This is a genomic window from Acinetobacter sp. M5A5_2a, from assembly GCF_053345265.1.
Genome location: NZ_JBKEZV010000008.1, coordinates 12,144 through 30,497 on the forward strand (window position 1 = coordinate 12,144; position 18,354 = coordinate 30,497).

General features: G+C 36.3%; 21 protein-coding genes. 8 read left to right on the forward strand and 13 right to left on the reverse strand.

Annotated features, from left to right (window positions below; translation table 11 throughout):
• Positions 1 to 2: 2 nt before the first annotated feature.
• Positions 3 to 1,064: a phosphotransferase family protein gene (locus ACLBWE_RS10580; protein ID WP_447602756.1), complete on the reverse strand. Its 1,062-nt coding sequence runs from the start codon at positions 1,062 to 1,064 to the stop codon at positions 3 to 5.
• A gap of 2 nt (positions 1,065 to 1,066) precedes the next feature.
• Entirely contained in the window at positions 1,067 to 2,317 is a 1,251-nt protein-coding gene (locus ACLBWE_RS10585) for an acyl-CoA dehydrogenase family protein (protein ID WP_082249273.1), read from the reverse strand.
• Positions 2,318 to 2,404: 87 nt separating this feature from the next.
• On the opposite strand from ACLBWE_RS10585, the gene ACLBWE_RS10590 reads away from it, so the two are divergent.
• Both ACLBWE_RS10590 and ACLBWE_RS10595 read left to right on the forward strand, forming a co-directional pair.
• Entirely contained in the window at positions 2,405 to 3,340 is a 936-nt protein-coding gene (locus tag ACLBWE_RS10590) for a LysR substrate-binding domain-containing protein (protein ID WP_447602759.1), read from the forward strand.
• A gap of 219 nt (positions 3,341 to 3,559) precedes the next feature.
• Entirely contained in the window at positions 3,560 to 3,823 is a 264-nt protein-coding gene (locus ACLBWE_RS10595) for an Arc family DNA-binding protein (RefSeq protein ID WP_447602761.1), read from the forward strand.
• Positions 3,824 to 3,921: 98 nt separating this feature from the next.
• Here the strand turns inward: ACLBWE_RS10595 and ACLBWE_RS10600 are convergent, their stop codons facing one another.
• From ACLBWE_RS10600 to ACLBWE_RS10620, 5 genes are all read right to left on the reverse strand, one after another.
• Entirely contained in the window at positions 3,922 to 4,062 is a 141-nt protein-coding gene (locus tag ACLBWE_RS10600; RefSeq protein WP_005040355.1) for a hypothetical protein, read from the reverse strand.
• A gap of 149 nt (positions 4,063 to 4,211) precedes the next feature.
• The gene (locus ACLBWE_RS10605) at positions 4,212 to 5,054 is read right to left on the reverse strand and encodes a hypothetical protein (protein ID WP_447602763.1); all 843 of its coding nucleotides are present in this window, start codon (positions 5,052 to 5,054) and stop codon (positions 4,212 to 4,214) included.
• Positions 5,055 to 5,232: 178 nt separating this feature from the next.
• On the reverse strand, positions 5,233 to 5,811 hold the full coding sequence (locus ACLBWE_RS10610) for a hypothetical protein (protein ID WP_447602765.1): 579 nt from the start codon (positions 5,809 to 5,811) through the stop codon (positions 5,233 to 5,235).
• 79 nt (positions 5,812 to 5,890) lie between these two features.
• Entirely contained in the window at positions 5,891 to 6,406 is a 516-nt protein-coding gene (locus tag ACLBWE_RS10615; RefSeq protein WP_447602767.1) for a hypothetical protein, read from the reverse strand.
• 126 nt (positions 6,407 to 6,532) lie between these two features.
• A complete protein-coding gene (locus ACLBWE_RS10620) occupies positions 6,533 to 7,081 on the reverse strand; it encodes a TetR/AcrR family transcriptional regulator (RefSeq protein ID WP_447603109.1) in 549 nt (182 codons plus the stop codon).
• A 792-nt stretch (positions 7,082 to 7,873) separates the two neighbouring features.
• Here ACLBWE_RS10620 and ACLBWE_RS10625 point away from each other — a divergent pair.
• The 3 genes from ACLBWE_RS10625 (at position 7,874) to ACLBWE_RS10635 (ending at position 10,475) form a co-directional block, all read left to right on the forward strand.
• Positions 7,874 to 8,938: an AraC family transcriptional regulator gene (locus ACLBWE_RS10625; protein WP_004642941.1), complete on the forward strand. Its 1,065-nt coding sequence runs from the start codon at positions 7,874 to 7,876 to the stop codon at positions 8,936 to 8,938.
• 311 nt (positions 8,939 to 9,249) lie between these two features.
• A complete protein-coding gene (locus tag ACLBWE_RS10630; protein ID WP_447603111.1) occupies positions 9,250 to 9,453 on the forward strand; it encodes a hypothetical protein in 204 nt (67 codons plus the stop codon).
• Between the two features lie 65 nt (positions 9,454 to 9,518).
• Positions 9,519 to 10,475 (forward strand): alpha/beta fold hydrolase, encoded by a 957-nt coding sequence (locus ACLBWE_RS10635; RefSeq protein ID WP_004642942.1) that lies wholly within the window; start codon positions 9,519 to 9,521, stop codon positions 10,473 to 10,475.
• On the opposite strand, the gene ACLBWE_RS10640 is transcribed toward ACLBWE_RS10635, so the two are convergent.
• The 5 genes from ACLBWE_RS10640 to ACLBWE_RS10660 are packed head-to-tail and all read right to left on the reverse strand — an operon-like array spanning position 10,476 to position 15,095.
• Positions 10,476 to 11,345, reverse strand: a complete 870-nt coding sequence (locus tag ACLBWE_RS10640) for a metal-dependent hydrolase (protein WP_447602770.1) — start codon at positions 11,343 to 11,345, stop codon at positions 10,476 to 10,478.
• A gap of 33 nt (positions 11,346 to 11,378) precedes the next feature.
• Complete coding sequence (locus ACLBWE_RS10645; RefSeq protein WP_447602772.1) at positions 11,379 to 12,608, reverse strand: NADH:flavin oxidoreductase/NADH oxidase family protein; 1,230 nt, start codon at positions 12,606 to 12,608, stop codon at positions 11,379 to 11,381.
• A 57-nt stretch (positions 12,609 to 12,665) separates the two neighbouring features.
• The gene (locus ACLBWE_RS10650) at positions 12,666 to 13,535 is read right to left on the reverse strand and encodes a metal-dependent hydrolase (protein ID WP_447602774.1); all 870 of its coding nucleotides are present in this window, start codon (positions 13,533 to 13,535) and stop codon (positions 12,666 to 12,668) included.
• Positions 13,536 to 13,548: 13 nt separating this feature from the next.
• Positions 13,549 to 14,295: an acetoacetate decarboxylase family protein gene (locus tag ACLBWE_RS10655; protein ID WP_447602776.1), complete on the reverse strand. Its 747-nt coding sequence runs from the start codon at positions 14,293 to 14,295 to the stop codon at positions 13,549 to 13,551.
• The gene (locus tag ACLBWE_RS10660; RefSeq protein WP_447602778.1) at positions 14,292 to 15,095 is read right to left on the reverse strand and encodes an SDR family NAD(P)-dependent oxidoreductase; all 804 of its coding nucleotides are present in this window, start codon (positions 15,093 to 15,095) and stop codon (positions 14,292 to 14,294) included. Before ACLBWE_RS10660 ends, ACLBWE_RS10655 begins: the two co-directional genes overlap by 4 nt.
• 109 nt (positions 15,096 to 15,204) lie before the next feature.
• Here ACLBWE_RS10660 and ACLBWE_RS10665 point away from each other — a divergent pair, with 109 nt between their 5' ends.
• Positions 15,205 to 16,257, forward strand: coding sequence for an AraC family transcriptional regulator ligand-binding domain-containing protein (locus ACLBWE_RS10665; protein WP_447602780.1), 1,053 nt, complete (start codon positions 15,205 to 15,207; stop codon positions 16,255 to 16,257).
• A 178-nt stretch (positions 16,258 to 16,435) separates the two neighbouring features.
• Here the strand turns inward: ACLBWE_RS10665 and ACLBWE_RS10670 are convergent, their stop codons facing one another.
• Positions 16,436 to 17,293, reverse strand: a complete 858-nt coding sequence (locus ACLBWE_RS10670; protein WP_447602782.1) for an SDR family oxidoreductase — start codon at positions 17,291 to 17,293, stop codon at positions 16,436 to 16,438.
• Positions 17,294 to 17,420: 127 nt separating this feature from the next.
• Here ACLBWE_RS10670 and ACLBWE_RS10675 point away from each other — a divergent pair, with 127 nt between their 5' ends.
• Together ACLBWE_RS10675 and ACLBWE_RS10680 are read left to right on the forward strand one after the other, a co-directional pair.
• Positions 17,421 to 17,780 carry a winged helix-turn-helix transcriptional regulator gene (locus tag ACLBWE_RS10675; protein ID WP_005040301.1) on the forward strand — a complete coding sequence of 120 codons (360 nt, stop codon included), beginning with the start codon at positions 17,421 to 17,423 and terminating at the stop codon, positions 17,778 to 17,780.
• 106 nt (positions 17,781 to 17,886) lie between these two features.
• The gene (locus ACLBWE_RS10680) at positions 17,887 to 18,327 is read left to right on the forward strand and encodes a winged helix-turn-helix transcriptional regulator (RefSeq protein WP_003651925.1); all 441 of its coding nucleotides are present in this window, start codon (positions 17,887 to 17,889) and stop codon (positions 18,325 to 18,327) included.
• The last annotated feature ends 27 nt before the right edge of the window (positions 18,328 to 18,354 follow it).

Genomic DNA, 18,354 nt, shown 5'->3' on the forward strand with positions numbered 1-18,354 from the left:
GTTCATGGGTTTTGTAAAGTCAGTTGTAAGCAACGCTCATATAAATTTTCGACAAAAATCCAAAAATTTTTAAATTCAGGATTTTGAGTTTCTTTATGGTAATAACGATAGTAAATCTGCTGAAGAATAGCGGCTAAACGAAATAAGCCAAATACCTCGTAAAACGTCCAATTATTGGTTTGTAAACCTGTTTTTTGCAGATAATAGTCCACGACTTCCTGACGTAAAAACATACCTTGTAAATAGGTTGGCTGACGACGCATAGATTTCAATGTTGCGTTATCGGCATCTTGTACCCAATAGGCCAAAGCACATCCTAAATCCATAAGTGGATCGCCCAGAGTCGTCATTTCCCAATCTAAAACCCCAATAATAGAAGTAGGTTGTTGTCGATCTAAAATAAGGTTATCAAATCGCCAATCGTTATGAATGACACAAGTCATACTATCTTGAGGGACATGCGCATGTAGCCATTGTCTTATCTCACTGAAATTTGGTACATCAGGCGTTAATGCTTTTTCATAACGCTTATCCCACCCTTCAACTTGGCGACGACAATAACCCTCGCCTTTACCTAGCATTTCTAAATCAGTGCCTTGATAAGGAAGTTGATGTAAGGCAATTAGAGAATCCAGCATATTTGTACAGAGAACTTTGAGCTGGTCTCTACTTAAACTTAGGTCTTGGGGCAGATCAGCACGAAGAATTATGCCTTCGATACGTTCCATCACATAAAAATCACAACCAATGACGGTGTGATCTGTACACAATGCCACCATTTCTGGAACCATAGGATAAAGTGGCTTAAGTGCTTTTTGCACCCGATATTCCCGCACCATATCATGAGCAGACTTTGCTTTTGTGCCTGATGGTGGGCGCCGTAAAATCAAATCGTGATTATCGCATTCAATCCGATAAGTCCAATTAGAGGCCCCACCCGAATATTGAGTTATTTTGGGTATACCTTTTAAACAAATACCTTGTTGAAACAGCCAGTCTTGTATAGCAGTTATATTGAGTTCTTCACCCTGACGTACCTGACCACCAACATCAATCACAGACATGGTTATTTCCCCTCTGCTCGATGGTGGCTATATCCACGCTTTTTTAACTCGATTTTACTAATAACACGTTTATGAACTTCATCTGGACCATCCGCTAAACGTAAAGTTCGCGCAAGAGCAAAAAAACGAACTAACGGCGTATCATTTGATATTCCCATTCCACCATGAATTTGAATTGCCATGTCCATGACTTGTTGCATTACATTAGGGGCAACTACTTTAATGGCTGAAATTTCAGTCATAGCTGCGACATTTCCCACAGTATCCATTTTCCACGCGGCATACAAAGTCAATAATCGAGCTTGATCAATCGCAATTCGGGCATCTGCAATACGCTCTTTATTGCCGCCTAATTCTAAAATTGGTTGACCAAATGCTGTACGGCTCATGCCACGATCAATTGCCAACTCTAGGGCACGTTCCGATGCTCCCACACAGCGCATACAATGGTGTATTCGCCCTGGCCCTAAACGCCCTTGTGCAATTGCAAAACCTTGTCCAGCTTCGCTAATGAAATTACTCACGGGTACACGTACATTATTAAAACTAATTTCACCGTGACCATGGGGTGCCTCAGTTTCATTAAAAACTGGAAGCATTCTTTCAATCTTGATTCCAGCCGTATCGATAGGTACTAAAACCATCGAATGCTGTTGGTGTTGACCTTTATTTTCATCGGGTGTACGTGCCATCACAATCAATATTTTAGCGTTCGGATCACCTAAACCTGATGACCACCATTTTCGACCATTAAGAACGATTTCATCACCCTCAATAACTGCGGTAGTTTGCATATTGGTGGCATCACTTGATGCAACTTCAGGCTCGGTCATACAAAAAACTGAACGAATTTCACCTTTTAATAATGGTTCTAACCATTGTTTCTTCTGCGCTTCATTCCCATAACGCCATAAAACTTCCATGTTGCCAGTATCAGGAGCATTACAGTTAAAAACGGTAGGAGCTAAAAAACTACGCCCCGTTTGTTCTGCGATATGAGCATATTCTTGAATATTCAAACCCGCACCTAATGTGTCATCAGGTAAGAACATATTCCACAAACCAGCTTCCTTTGCCTTATTTTTTAATGTTTCCAAAGCAGTCGGCCACTTCCATGTAGTCCAATCTTCATGGTCGCAAGTCCGTCGAACCTCAGCCCAAAACTCATCTTCAATAGGCTCAATTTCAGTTGCCATGAATTGCTTAACTTTTTCTAAATATTGTTTACCACGAGCGCTAAGTTCAAAATTCACGGTTTTAATCACTCTATTTGTTGTGCTATTTCCTGAACATACCTAACTTGCTACAATGAATAAAATGAATTGTTTGAATAACAAACCATGAATGAAATGAATAATAATGTCGCCTCTCTCGCTCGTATTGATCTCAATCTATTTCGGGTGTTTGTCACAATTTATAAAGAAAAAAATCTAACACGTGCGAGTGAACAACTTTTTTTAAGTCAACCTGCTGTTAGCCATGCGTTGGCTCGTTTACGCGATCATTTTAATGACCCACTTTTTATTCGAGATGGGCATGGTGTTGTTCCATCACCTTTAGCCAAACGTTTATGGCCTAAAATTGAACAGTCATTGCAACTGATGCATCAAGCAATTCAAAGCACTTATGACTTTGTGCCAGCACGAGATTTAAAGCATCTCACCATCGCTATGAATGATGAATATGAAGGGATTTTTTTACCCTCTATTATTCAACACTTAACTCAATTTAATCCTAATTTGCAGTTAAATAGCGTACGCATTGATCGTAAAAACTTAAGACATGAGCTTTCTACGGGTAAAATCGATTTTGCGATTGATGTTCAACATTCTGTTGAAGAGAGCATTGGTTATGAATGCTGTACTGAAGATCAGTTTGTGGTAATAAGTCGCAAGCAGCATCCCTTATTATCCTCTACTGATCTAACCAAAGAAATTTATTTAGATGCTAAGCACATTACTGTGTCCTCTCGTCCCACAGGTCGTGTCTTCGAAGATTTTTTCTTATCTAAACAAGGGATCAAAAGAACAATTAGTTTCCGCTGCCAACAATATGAAACTGCAATCCGATTAATTACACAAACGGACCATTTACTCACGATTCCTCAATGCCAAATTGCTTATTTTAAAGATAATTATCCTCAAATTAAGGTGCATCCACTCCCCATTGATATAGCTGGATACCAAATGAATTTATATTGGGATCAGCAAAAGTCCCATGAACACCAAATAGTATGGTGTAAGACGCAACTATTGCAGATTATGAATAATTTATAGAATTTTTTTCATAACCTAACTCTTTAGATTTATTTTTGAATTTAATACTTTGATTGATTCAGTTCCAATTTCAGATATACATCTCTAAGAAAAATTCATCATTTTTTAAGTTTCTTATTTAGTAAAAACAGTTATGTACTGTTTTTTAGCTCAAATTGCCCTACAATTATTTTTAAGTCTTACTTTATAACAAAAATCTATTACAGGGATGGAATAACTATGACAAATATCAATGATAGCGAACCTATATCGCCTCAATATAGCTTGCGCTTATCTTTAGAACTTCGCGAAAAACTTACAAATGCAGCAAAGAGCAATTCCCACTCGCTAAACAAAGAGATAATTATAAGACTTGAACAATCATTAATTTTAGAAAAGTGCCCTGAGTGTGTTAAGTACTTACAGACAGTGAAGAACCATGAAAAAATATTTGAAGAGCAATATAAAATGTTTGAGGAGTTAAATAAAAAAGATAAAGAATAGAAGTATGAAAATACGTTTATGCTAAGTCACATATATCCTATGTACAAAAAGCCCACCTTCCGATGAGCTTTTTATTTAATTAAAATTAACGGTATGTATTAGGCGTTAAATTCTGCTAATACAAAGTTTTTTACTATTTCATCAAAAGTTGGTTTCAGAAGAGCTGGCTTGCTATTTTTTATAGTTTCATACCAATAACTCGCTGCAACTCCCATACTGAACAAAGCTAACAATTTCATTGCTCACCTCACTTATTGGGAAGAGTGAAACTTAAAGTATCATTCGCGTTTGTAGCCTTCCAACTCGTTTTAGCGAGGTTTCTGTATATATTTCAAGCAATGTGTAATAAAAAGCGTACATCTTTGGGAGCTTTAGTTAGTTTACTTAACTACAAAAAATTTATCTGTATCGTTTCAATCAAATCATCACCTATCACTTCAAATTCTTTAATTTTTGCAGAATGAGTGTTCATTAAAGGATGATTTAAAGATATTTCATCTAATTCATCCAATGCCCTTAATTTATTAATCACATGAATTTCAAGTGGCAATAAAGTAAACGGAGGGCTAATAAATTTTGGAGGATACTTACGTAAATCATTATCTATTAATTCTTCACAGTGTAAATTTGCTATATCTATAAGTAATGGTTCTAAAAATACTGATTCACATGACCAATTATTTATCAAATCTTTAAATTTTCCGCCTATTTTTGCTTCTAATGTAAATTCTTCATTAATCCATTTGTAATAAGCCCATAATGAAAAATAGTCATAACTTAAAGGATAGTCAGATAGAAATTGTTGTTGTAAGCAAAATTCCACTTGGCGTGCTAATTTCTTTGCTAAATTTTTATTATTTAATAGAATCGCCCAAAAAAGTAATGCAGAAAATTCTGAAAAATACTTCTTTAACTCATGTACATTCATTTTATCTAAAGGTTTTCTTTTAAAATCTTTTAATTGTAATTCTCTTCCCACTTCTGCATACATCAAGGCAAGATTTAAACTATTTAAAGCATCTATATCTGTATTATTATTTTCAATTTTTAAGAATGCCAACTGGGCATAAGGTATAGACATACCTACTATATGATAGGGAAAAAGTATATCTTCCCCTTCTAAGGAATTTACTATATTTTTTTGATAAAATTTTAATGAATGAATCAAACTTTCAATACTATATGTTTTATAACATTTTAATAATTTATTTAATTCTCTTATTGCTTTCATCAGATAACCCCAATAGTTTTCACAATATAAAAAATTCTTTCTTAAGAATAGTTAACTTAATGATTATAAATTTAAAAACCAATATTTCTGGATAAAATAATTTAAAATTCATAAGATAGTTTAAATATATAGGTTGCAAGAATTTTTATAAATAAATTTGTATTATTTCTACTTAAATTTAGCTAGAAATCAATAATCTTCCTGTTGTTAACTCATCGAATAAAGTAGGATCTTCATCACCTCGAATTGTTCCTTGAGTTGAATATGAACCTAAACTCTTCCTATATCGAATTAAGTAATTAAACAGTGTTCCAAATCTTTTTACTGTATTAGTATTTTCATTCCACTCATAAACATAATCATTATCATCCTTTGTATACATGAAGAAAATATTAGCATGTTCATTCTCACCACAAATCTCAAAATATTGTTCTTCAGCTAAATCTAATTTCTCACCATTCTCTCTATAATTGATAGCAAGTTCTTCATCAGCCATTAAATTTTTTTGCCTTTGTATATTAAATCCAGCATTTCTATAATATCTATATATGTAAAAATCATCACCTAAAAATAAGCCTCCAGAGCACTTCCCCATTGTTATTAAAAACTCTTTTAACTGCCCATGTATAGAAATATTATTTAATTTCTCAATTTCAGCGATTTCTCGTTCTGAATATCCATTAACCTTTTCTAATTTTTCAATAAAATAATTTTTTTCAGCTTTAATAGAAGAAAGCATAGTCACCAAATTACTCATATAAAGTACCTTTTAGATTGGGAAGCCTTAAAATAGTTCTATAAACATTCAAAACTTAGAATACCAAATTAAAAAACTTTTACACATAATTACCATTCTCATCTAGTTCATCTTTTGGTCTATTATGATAATCAGAAATTAAAAAACTAAAATAATCCATCATATTAACCATGATACTTCTTGAAAAATCCAATGTCATATAAAGCCCATATTTTATATCTCTATGCGAATCAAAAAAAGTTTGCACTATTATATTAAAAAAAGCCAACCAATCCTCATCAATATTTTTATTGTTTTTATTGGTTATAATTACTGATAAAATTTCATCTCTTTTTTCTAGAAAAACACCAATGAGACATCCTCTTAAATAGTCATGAAATGCAGACAAGTTACTTCCAAAATGTTTTGTATTTGCATGAATGTCATTCAAATGCTCTCGATTATTTCCATATATTTTCTCGCCAAAAAAATCATAAACTTGTTGAAGTTCATCAAAATCAGAAATGTCAAAGCAAACTTTAATAAGTTGCTTACTATTTGTTTCTTGTTCATAAAAAAAATGGCATGAATCATTTTTAATTTTTATATTTTGCACAATACAACTCCAACACTATGAAAATATTAACGTATTTTTCATTTACATATATAGGTATTTAAGTTTAACGGAAAATTTAAATTGAAATTCACAAAAACTATATTTTCAAACAATTCAGTTTAAAATTTATACCTCAAAAAACCTCTCCACCACCACCTCCCTATCCTCCAAACTATTTGAGCTTAAAATCTGGAACATCAAGCCATCAATAAGATTTAAAACCATGTTGGCATCGGGTTTTAATGGGCGGTTTTCCAAACTAAAAACTAAATCAAAAAGCTCTCGAATCAGCCATTTTCTATACTCAATTGCCATTTGGTAGGCCTGAGAGTAAATCTGTTTAATTTCAAAAATGGCTTTAAGCAATAGATAGTACAGACTATTAAAATTGACATGTAAAACAATAATCTCTTTGATTTTATCGCTTGAGGTTCGGTAACGGCTTGAGTAAATAATTGCCAACACTTCTTCTTTCAATCGGCTTTTTTGAAAAGATACACACCTTTCAACAAGTCGCTCTTTTGAGTGAAAGTAGTTATAAAAAGTGGCTTTAGGAATTTTGGATTTTTTGGCGATTAAGTCCACGCCCGTATTGTGAAATCCATAGAGATTGAACAGCTCTATTGCAGTATGAATAACATGTAATTTTTTGGAAGATGTTTCTAAAGTTGGCATAGTTTTACCGTTATAAATTCTTGTTGTTTCTAAAAGAGATACTTTTTTGGGAGAAAAAAAGGCATAGCAAAGCCGTAAAGACTGTGCTTGGCACATCTCAAGTTTTATTGTTGAAATAAGTTTTTAGCCGTAATGACTTAAAGTCTGAAAAGCCGATGAGCCTTCAAACTGTTTAAAGATGAATTAAGTGGTGTCGTTATAGCTTTTGGCAATGGCTGCCAAGAAAAAATGAATGTGCAAAGCCAACTCCTTCTATTGGGAGTTCTGCCAAAGCATTATAAATTATGGTGGCAGAACGGAAGCAGGTTGACAGACTGGGTAAGACTCCAGCACACCCGAAGGTGTCCCACTCCCGTCCTACCGCTACGGGAGGGAACGGGTGTGCACACATAAAACTATCCCTCAGAAAGGAACAAGTCTGATGCGGTCTTACTACATGGTCTGTCAAAACCAGCTGGCAATGTAGGCCAGCCCGCAAATGGTAATCTTCAAAAATTAAGGTGTCAATGTGAAATTGGCTAGAAATTATTTAATTAATTATTGTTTTTCATTTAATTACATAATTAAGAAAAACCTTAAATATTGGCTTAACAATTTGCTTTTATAACAGCATTCCAAAGCCTCTCTATAACGTTTATCGAGTTAGATATATTTTAAATAAAAAATATAATGATATGTACTATATAAGATGACTTAGAGTTAAACGCACACTGTAGGTTTGTGTAGTACTCTTACCCCCTACTTTGTTATAATTACGAGTGCCCTAAAAAAAGAGACAAAGTATAGGGATCAATGGAAATGAACTTATCTTCTGAAGACCTACCAATTGACAGTGCTGTTTTAGTTAGCCTGATTAAACATATTCTAGACAATGCCACTATGTTCCAAACAAGCAGAGAAGATCTACTCTCTGCAAGTGGCATTGATGAAGAATCATTAGTTGATCCCAATGCATGTATTCCACTGTACTATTTAGAACGTATAGTTACCTATTGCTATCATATTAATCATGACCCACTTATTGGATTAAAGCTTTTACAGCGGCTTGATCCGGCAGCATATGGAGTTTTAGGTCACCTAGTTCCTTTAAGTGGTACGCTAGGCGATGCCATAGAAATGATGCAACGATATCAACAGTTAATAGGAAGGATTGGCAAGATATCATTAAAAAAAGAGTCTGGTCTTATTTATTGGGGATGGGCGTGTAGATCCTTAAATCCAATATTTATACGGTGTGCAACCGAATACAATCTCGGTTATTGGTCTATGCTAGTACGCTTGGTACGAGATAATGGATATCCCAATTTACTCGCCGTACATTTCAACCATGAAATTGCAAATAATAATTTAGATTTACTACGTATTTACGAACAAACTTTTCAATGCCCTGTATATTTTGGCCAGCCAGAATCAGCTTTAATTCTTTCCGAAAAAGCCCTTAGCATGCCATTGCGGACTATGAATGCCGTCTTATATGACACAGTCGAACAATTAGCTAGAAAGCTCATAAAACAGATGACCATAAAAACAACTCTGGTTGAACAAGTACGCTCCAGAATTCGCCTTATGCTTCATCAAGGTAAAGTATCAAGAAAAATTATAGCCTCACAACTAGGTATGAATGAAAGAACTTTAAGTCGAAATTTACAGCTAGAGAGTAATAGCTATAGTCAAATCTTGGATGAGGTTCGCTTTGAACTCGCTAAAATTCATCTTCACAATAAAGAAAATACTGTCGAATCAATAGCTAAATCTTTAGGATTTAATACAAGCAACTCATTTATAAATTGGTTTAGAGCATTGACCTCTTCCACTCCGGGGCAATATCAAAAAAATCTATCTCCCCAAAATGAATAACTATATATTTCATCTTGCGAGGTAAATATCTTCCATTATCTATAACATTTTAATAATGCCCTAAAATCACAATCTCATGTCCCATATACATTATTCTTTCTTTTTTTATTTACATTTATCATGATGGTTCATTGAATAATATCAGTACTTTGGAAAAGTATAAATCAGCAAAGGGATTGTGAAAAAATTTTAGCCTTGTGCTTTAAGTTGCAGATCATTATTGAGTCTTGTCTAAATCCAATTGAAAACTTATAGCATTCAAAAATTAAGATAAAACCACATATGGAGAAAGGAATGTAACAACGAAGAATATCGTAGGAACGATTGCCGGGAAAAGTGATGAACTTATTGTCCTCAATAGTCATACTGACGGTACAAATGGTGTTGAAGATAATGTCCCTAATGCTGTTATTGATATAGCGCAATATCTAACGAGGCTTCCTAAAAAATCATTAGACCGCAGTATCATGATTATGCTTTCAACAGGCCACTTCTATGTAAGGATTTTAGATTAAAAAGAAAAGTGTGAGACTTCTATACCACTTTGCTATAAACAACAATCATTGTAAGGATACAAAAAATGTTTAAAAGAGCTTTCGTTGTAAGTATTTTAATGTCTACTTTATGTCTAACAGCATGTAATAATGATAAGACAGATAGTCCTATCGTAGAAACATCACCAACAATTCCCAATAAAGATAATTTTGAAGTCAATAAATATTTACAAGTTAACACTTTAGTTGAGCATGGAGATGCCACTAGTCATGTCCGAATTTATAGCTTAGTAAAAGGCCAAGGAGAATATGTCACTATTCTTCCCTCATTAGGTCGAGGTGTTGAAGATTTTACAGAAGAATACAAATCTACAATTACATCAAAATTAGTTAAAAGTGGTTATCAAGTGATTTTAATCCAACCTAGAGGGATTGGACATAGTACAGGTGATTTGACACCAGCAAATGCTTCAATGAGTATGTTCGCTCAAGATATTATCAAAACATTTCAAAAATTAGGGATCGAAAAAGCCAGTTTTATTGGACATGCTTTTGGAAACCGTTTAGCAAGAACAATCGCAACTTTATATCCTAAATCTGTTGATAAATTAGTTTTAATGGCATCAGGTGGGGAGGAAGATTTAAATCAAGCACAAAGAAAATGCCTGTTAAATTCTTTTAATTTAAATTTACCAAGACAAGAACGATTAGATGCTATTCAATGTGCCTTTTTTGCCCCAGGAAATGATCCAAGTGTTTGGTATACAGGTTGGTACCCTAATCTTGCATTAGCACAAATTAATGCAGGTCAAATGATGAATGGAGAATTCTTTAAGAAAGCGGGTGGAAAAGAATTCTTAATCATTCAAGCTGGTGAAGATTTCATAGCTCCTCCTGAATTAAATGGTCAAAAATTAAAACAGGAATTAGGTGATCAGGTCGTATATGTTGAAATACCACATACAGGTCATGCTCTTAGCTCAGAAGAACCTGATTTAATTTCAGATTATATTATTAATTATTTTAAAGGCACTTTGAAATAATTAATTAAGTTCTTTTATAGTTGTTAAAAATACCAATGCTTGCTCAGTCGATCCCTCATTTAAAGGATTATGATGAGGCTTAAAGTATCGCAAGCAGGCACGTATTATATCGTCAACCTTAGGCACACGATCTTGTCGAGCTGCTCGGAAATAATCTTTGAAACGAAAACAATGTGGTAATTGCGCATCTTGTTTTACTAGATTTTCGACAGCAACATAAGCCAAAACAATAAATAGGGGGAACGTGAAAACCGCTGCCCCCACTCGAAGTACATTGCTATTGCTAAAATATCTAAACATTGCATCGGCTACTTCACGGTGTTCTACCTCTTCGGCCCCGTGCCATTGCAACAGACGTAGCATTTCTACATCGACAGGTGCTTGTTGTAGTCCCTCTGCATTGAGAACCCAATGTCCTAACACTCCAGTTAGATGTTCGGCAGCAGCCACCATTGCTAATCGGGTCGTTAGCCACATCGACTTTAAGCGTGGATGCTTCAATTCATAGCCTAATGGTTTTGGGCCAATCATGTCATTAAATATCCAATTCGTCATCTGGGTATAACGACTTAAATCAATCCCTAACGCCTCTATGTGCCGAGTTCCGAGAGTGTGCCCATAACTATGAGCGCCCTCTTGTTTAATGAAAGCAATTGCTGCCTCTTTAAGTTTTTCATCTTGAATGTAAGGCAATGCATCTCTAAACGTCTGACAAAACCAACGTTCTGGTGCAGGTGTAATCGGGTTAATTGAATTTAATATTTGTGAAACTATTGGATCGTCATAAATCCAATGCGTTGGCGTTTCAGTAAAATTAAATACAGGACGCCGCGGAACAATGACATGGTTTTGTCTGATTAAACTATTCATGATAACAACTCCTTATATCAAAAGCGCTTACCATTAATCCTGAGTCAAAATGTTAAAGCCCATGCGTGGACCAAAGGCAATCAATGTTCGTACTAAGCCCTTAATCGCTTTGGGTTGTTGCCCACTGCTAATACGGCGAAATTGCGAAGCATGCCAAGCAAGTTGCAAATAGGCATCAACGGGTTTGTATCCAATGGCTGGAATTTTTGCTAGTTTTAATACCGATTTTCCGGCTAACAGTTGTTTTGCTAAATCTGGCTGTACTGCAAAAGGCCGAGCCAACCCAACCAAATCAACCGTACCATTGGCAACAATGTGATTCATAAAATCTACATCTCGCAGTCCACCTGTTAACATCAGTGGTAATTTGCTTTGTTTACGAAGTGCGGTGGCATAGTCAATAAAATATGCATCACGTTGAGCAGAACGATCTGGTGCATAGCCTAACTGTGCAGGAGATTCATAATTCCCGCCTGAAATCTCTAATAGGTCGATCCCTTCTGCTTCTAAAGCTAATGCAATTTGTAGAGACTCTTCCTGACTTAAGCCGCCCTTTTGAAAATCGGCAGAGTTGAGTTTTACGCTTAATATTTTGTCTTTGCCTATTGCAGCCCGTACAGCTCGAACTGTTTCGATCAACATACGGCGTCGATTTTCAGGACTTCCTCCCCACCCATCTGTCCGAACATTTGAGAGTGGTGACAAAAATTGCGAGAGTAAATAACCATGTGCGGCATGTACCTGTACGCCATCAAACCCTGCTTTAACAGCAAGCTCTGCGGTTGTAGCAAAACGTTTAATTTGCTCCAAAATATCTGCTTCAATCATCGCTCGTGGAATACGAATAATATTCATAGCAGGTAAATCAAGCCCGACTGCTGAGGGCGCGATCGGCTTTTTCAAAAGTGGCAAAACCGCAACACGACCCGGATGGTTAATCTGCATAATGATTTTACTGCCATTGGCCTTAGCAGCCTGAGCCCATAACTTATTTGCTTGTAAAAATTGCTCATCTTGCAAAACGACGTTTCTTGGTTCAACAAAGGCACGATGGTCAATCATCACATTGCCCGTAACTAACAACCCAGTTCCACCTCTTGCCCATGCTGCATAAAGTTGCTGTAAGTCTGTGGTGGGTGAACCGTGTCGATCTGCCAATTGTTCACTCATGGCCGACTTTGCAATACGGTTTGGTATGGTTATGCCACATGCCAATTTTAATGGTTGCTGTAGCGAAGAATTTGTAAATGTAGACTGTGCCATGGTAATTATTCCTAAAATTGTTTGTTCTGTAGGGGCTGAATAAGCATCAACTTTTGATTATTTCAACAGCTCTTCATTGAAATATTGTTTTTTTAATAAGTTCATCATCTCCCGATTGTCATGCTGCCAAGGGTGAAAATCTGCGGAGAAAAAATCGCGATAATTTTTACCAATACGTCTGACTAGACCTTGTCCTCCAAACAAATAACGAAGACCTTCATAAAGTTCTTTTAAATCTCGTTGTTTTCCAGAAGCTCGTAACAGTTCTGCTGTTCCTCTGGTGGTAATGACAAGAAAAGAAAGCGTGGTTTCTATCATGACCCATCGCAAGAAATAAGGTCTATTGATCAAAGACTGATATACATCAAAAGCTACAGCCTTATGTTCCGTTTCCTCAATCGCGTGCCATGCCCAAATTTTTCTTATATGGGTATTAAATAATTCTAAATCTTGGGGCGCGGTACTAATAAAATAGTCAGCTAGAATTGCTGTGAGGTGTTCCATACATACGGTGCATGCAAGCTGATGAGCTGTAGAGAATTGCTCTTGCATTAAGCGATTCATCTTTTTAAAGCGCTTATAAATTCGGTCTACCGGATAGCCTTTTTTCAGCATGACCGCATTGAGCGCGTCGTGTTCTTTACCGTGATGTGCTTCTTGACCAATAAAAGCACGGACTTGTTTAAGCAGAACAGGATCTTCAATTTTTGCCTGATAATTACGTACACTATGAATAAATTGACGTTCACCATCTGGAAATGCGCTTGATAATGCAGTCAACAACATTGTGAGTAAAGCATTGTTATTAAACCAGAACTCAGGAATTTCATCTGAAAAAGTAAAATCCATTGTTCTTACAGGAATATCAATTGAAGCCGAGATTTTAGAAAAATCATGTGTTTGTTTTGACTTAAAGAACGCATTCATCTTTATTCTCCAGTTATAAAACGCGAGGATTAAATTGGCGCAATAAAAATAACGGCGTGCGTAGACGAGGTATTTGAATTGGAGGAATTAACCCGCCTGATAAATCAACTCGATGCAATCTTGCTTCAATGACTTTCCCTAGTCCCATATCATGTAAAGGATCATTTTCAGTACCCGTAAAACGTAAGTTCATTTCTACACGACGGACTTCAAGTGGATGTTCTTTCGGGGTAAATCGAACTTCACGTGGTAGACCAAGGCCCAACCCACCTGTGATATTACGATGTGGTAATCCTAAAATTGGAGGTGCATCATCAATGACTTCACCAAGCTTAGCTTCCATTTCAATGAGCGTTGTACCGCGGCGTGAAGCATTGCTAACAATACATTTTCCGTCATTTTCCCAACTAATCTCACCCATCTTTTTAGGATAGCCAAGCAACTCACGTCCAATAATCATGGCGCGATCATCGTCTAAAATCATCCAAGGGCAAAAGATTCCTGTTTTATTGCCTACTTTAATATGAACGAATAAACCCGCTTCATGGTAAGCACCCGTATAGACGTTTTCCGGGAAATAAGCACAGAACAAATCAGCTCTTGCAGGTTGAACCAGTGTCATTCCAGATGGTAACCAACGAGCCATCGCTTTTTCATCCACTTCAACAACAGCCGTCAAATACTGAGCATTGTGATAAAGCTTATTGCCAAGATTGGCTAAGCCCACTGGAACACTTAAATCATTGATGAGTTGTCTCATGATTTTAATCTCGAAAATACTTGTTTCAGAATTGGGAGCAAGATGATGCGCGGGGTATAACGTCCCCCAAAAGTTTGCGCCTGTGCTACAAACCCCGGAATCACAATACGGCGATTGCAATCCATGCCTTGAATCGCTTCTTTAGCTACTCTTTCAGCCGTTACCCAAACAAAATTTCCACCGACTCCATCAATTTTGGTAATTCCAGCAACTTCATTAAAACCTGTTTTAGTAGGACCCGGAGCAAGTAAAGTACAGGTCACGCCTGTACCACTTAGTTCGCTATGTAAAGACTCTGCAAATGAGTTTGCAAATGCTTTAGTTGCCGCATATGTGGCATTTGCCGGAGTGGGTTGATGACCAGAAGTAGAGCCTACAATCAGTATTGCTCCGGATTTTCGTTTGAGCATTTGTGGCAACACCGCTAAAGTTAGGTCGTGAATTGCCACACTATTGACTTCGACTTCTTCACGTTCTCGATCTGCATCTAACTCTTGAAGTCTTCCAAAAGTTGCAAAACCTGCGTTATTACAAAGAATGGAAACCTCAATACTTTCTAAATACTGACGAAACTTAGCTCTAGCTTGTCTATCTCCCAAATTACATGGATATAAATCTACAGATATTTGATATTCAGCTTTTAATTTTTCAGCCAGTACTTCTAATTTTTCGACACGGCGAGCGACTAAAACTAAGGAATAGCCTCGTAAAGCGAACTGTTTTGCTAACTCTTCACCAATGCCCGATGAAGCACCTGTAATCACAACGCGAGATGAGGCTCGTGGAATAGGTAGACTCATAATTCTTGCTCAAAATAGAATAAATTGATTATTCCGAAGTTTTAACTTGAGCGTGAGATGTAGATCAGACATACTGATAATCATTTTCGGCCACAACAAAAAAAAGAATATGAAAGATCCCTATGGGCTATCCAAAGCCAGCATTCCTATTTCTTATGCTCATTTATTATTAGAAATTATGGTGGACAAAGGGTTTTCTGCGCTTGAAATTTTGAAAAAAAGTAAAATTCCCTTAACACTTTTAGACCAATTAGACGCCCGAATTACCCCTATGCAATGGTCTAAACTGGCATGGGAAAGCTTAATATTGTCAAAAGATTCTGGCTTGGGATATGAGTATGGAATAAAACTGCGTTTAACTGCCCATGGGCCAATGGGATATGCCTTAATGAGCAGCCCCAATTTACGACAGGCCATTGAGGTTTCAACACAATTCTTTAACATGCGATTAAAAGATTATCGGATTGCTCTGCTAGACGGGCATGAATTTTCTATTCTTGAAATTAAAGAAACTCACCCTGTTGTCAGCAATCAAGCCGCACAAGCAGAAACGCTAAGACGGTTTTTTTATGAATGTCTAATGATTGGCGTGATTCAAGCTGGTCAATTTTTAAGAGAACATGATTTAGCTGATATTGAGTTATCAGTTGACTGGTCAGAACCTAGCTATCACAAAGCTTATCAACATTTATTACCTTCCATTCATTTTAATCAACCGACTAATCAAATTCGGTATAAAAAACAGCTTCTAGATTTACCCATTAAAATGGCAGATCCCTTTGCTTTCAAACAAGCTCTAGCCCAATGTGAAGCTGAGCAACTCCGCTTTTCCGAACAAATTAAAGATATATGCCTGACCGTAAAAGCAGAGTTAAATTTAAAACCACAGTTGGGTTATCCTTCATTTGATGAAATTGCGAATCGCTTAAATATGTCTAGCCGAACACTAAGGCGCCACTTAAATCAAGTCGGTTCTTCATATGTGCAATTACTCGAAGAAGCTCAACAAAAAGAAGCTGAAAACTTATTACTTAATAGTGATATGGAAATACAAGAGATTGCGCTTTATTTGGGCTATATCCAGCCCACAAATTTCACACGTGCCTTTAAGAAATGGACAGGAATGACGCCAATCCAATTTCGAAAGAAATATAAAAACTAAACTATCACAAACAAACGTGGGCATCGTGCTTCAAAGCATTTGATTTGGTTGTTATTTACTGACTCAATAATTTGGTCTACCCCGACTTTATGAAAGCCGTATTTATTAAAATATACAAAAGGCCTAAATCGGAAAAATTTAAGCCTTTTTGTTTTTAGATAAGAGTTATAGCGTTAACTTAAGACAAGAATTCTTTAATCGTCTCTTGCATACTTGTAGTGGCACGACCAATTAACTGGTGCAGATCTTTGCTATCACTATACAAGCCTCCTTTGGATACGCCTTCATCTGAATCTGCCAAGATGCCAGCAAATCCTTCTGGTATACCCAATTGTACCAACAGCGCTTTATATTCCTCTTCTGGTAGGTCTTGGTAAATGACTTCTTTTTTGCTAATTTCACTTGCCCATTTTGCTACATCATCAAGGGTATAACTCGTATCACCTGCTAGTTCATAAACTTTATTTTCATGCCCTTCTTGCGTTAATACCACAGCGGCAGCAGTCGCATAGTCTAAGCGTGAAGCAGAAGCAATTTTGCCATGATGCGTTGCCCCAAAAATTTTGCCATGCTCAACTGCTTGTGCAAGTCCCATTGCATAGTTTTCGCTGTACCAGTTATTACGTAATAGTGTATGTGGAATATCCGTTTTTTTTAAATATTGTTCAGTTTCAACATGTTCTTGTGCTAATAGAAGTGGTGATGTATCTGCATTTAATAAACTCGTGTAAACAATAAATTTTACGTCTGCAAGTTTTGCCGCATTAATCACATTTTGGTGTTGTACTGTACGTTGACCAATTTCATTTGACGAGATTAATAAAAGCTTATCAATACCAGCCAATTGAACCGAAAGTTTATCTGCGTCATGGCCATAATCAAAAGCACGCACTTCGATTCCTTTTGAGCTTAAATCTGATGCTTTTTCTGGACTACGAACTAATGCGACAATATTTTTTGCCTCAGTCCGTTCGAGTAATTGAGAAATAACCAATTGGCCGAGTTGACCTGATGCACCAGTAACTGCAATACGCATGATGATCTCCATCTGAGGTAGTTGATATATTTCAATCATCGTAGTACCTTAACTTACTAAAAGTAAGTACTTACCTAAAAGTAAGTTTAGAAACAAATGTAAACTTTTGTAATTAAGGTGGTGCACGATGAAAGGATACGTTTTTGCAGCAGATTGTCCCTCTCGAAAAATTTTATTAACTCTCACTAGCCGTTGGAGTGTTTTGATTTTAGTTGCACTTCGAGATCAACGTCTGCGTTTTAATGAGTTAAAGAAACTAATTGATGGCATTAGTGAAAAAATGTTGGCACAAACCCTAAAAACGCTTGAGCACGATGGTTTTATCGTACGTCAGGATTATGCAGAAATACCGCCTCGTGTAGATTATCAATTAACAGACTTTGGACGAGAGGCTTCCGAACGACTTTTTGATTTAACTACTTGGCTTGAAAATAATTTATCCAAATTATTAGAAAGTCAGCCTAGTGCAGACATAGTTGAAAATTGACTCGGGACATAGAGTTATTATTGTATATTAAGCATTCAAACTCGCTTAATTCGCCACTTTGTGTTACTATTTTTTTAGTAGTCACCATTAAGTTGATTAATGTTATATGAGTAAAAATATCGATCTAGAAGTCTGCCCAATCGCCCGAAGCCTTTCTGTACTAGGTGATGCGTGGAGCATGTTGATTTTACGAGATGCGCATGTAGGATCTACTCGTTTTGATCAGTTTCGTAAAAGTTTAGGTATTGCACCTACAATGCTAACAAAACGTTTGTCTGTGTTGGTAGATGAAGGCTTACTTGAAAAAAGACAATATTCTGAACACCCACCGCGTGAAGAGTATGTATTAACTCAAGCAGGCAAAGACTTCTTACCAGTTTTATTTGTGATTGGCGCATGGGGTCGAAAATACAAACCTTATGAACAGCCTGAAAAAATGGTGACTTTCCTTGATGCAGAACAAGGTACTGAAATCAAACCTATTGTGTTAGACCAAATGACGGGAGCTGAAATTGGCACTCGCCCTATTCGCCTAAAAAGCGAATAATATAAATATAAAAAAGCACTCAGTTAG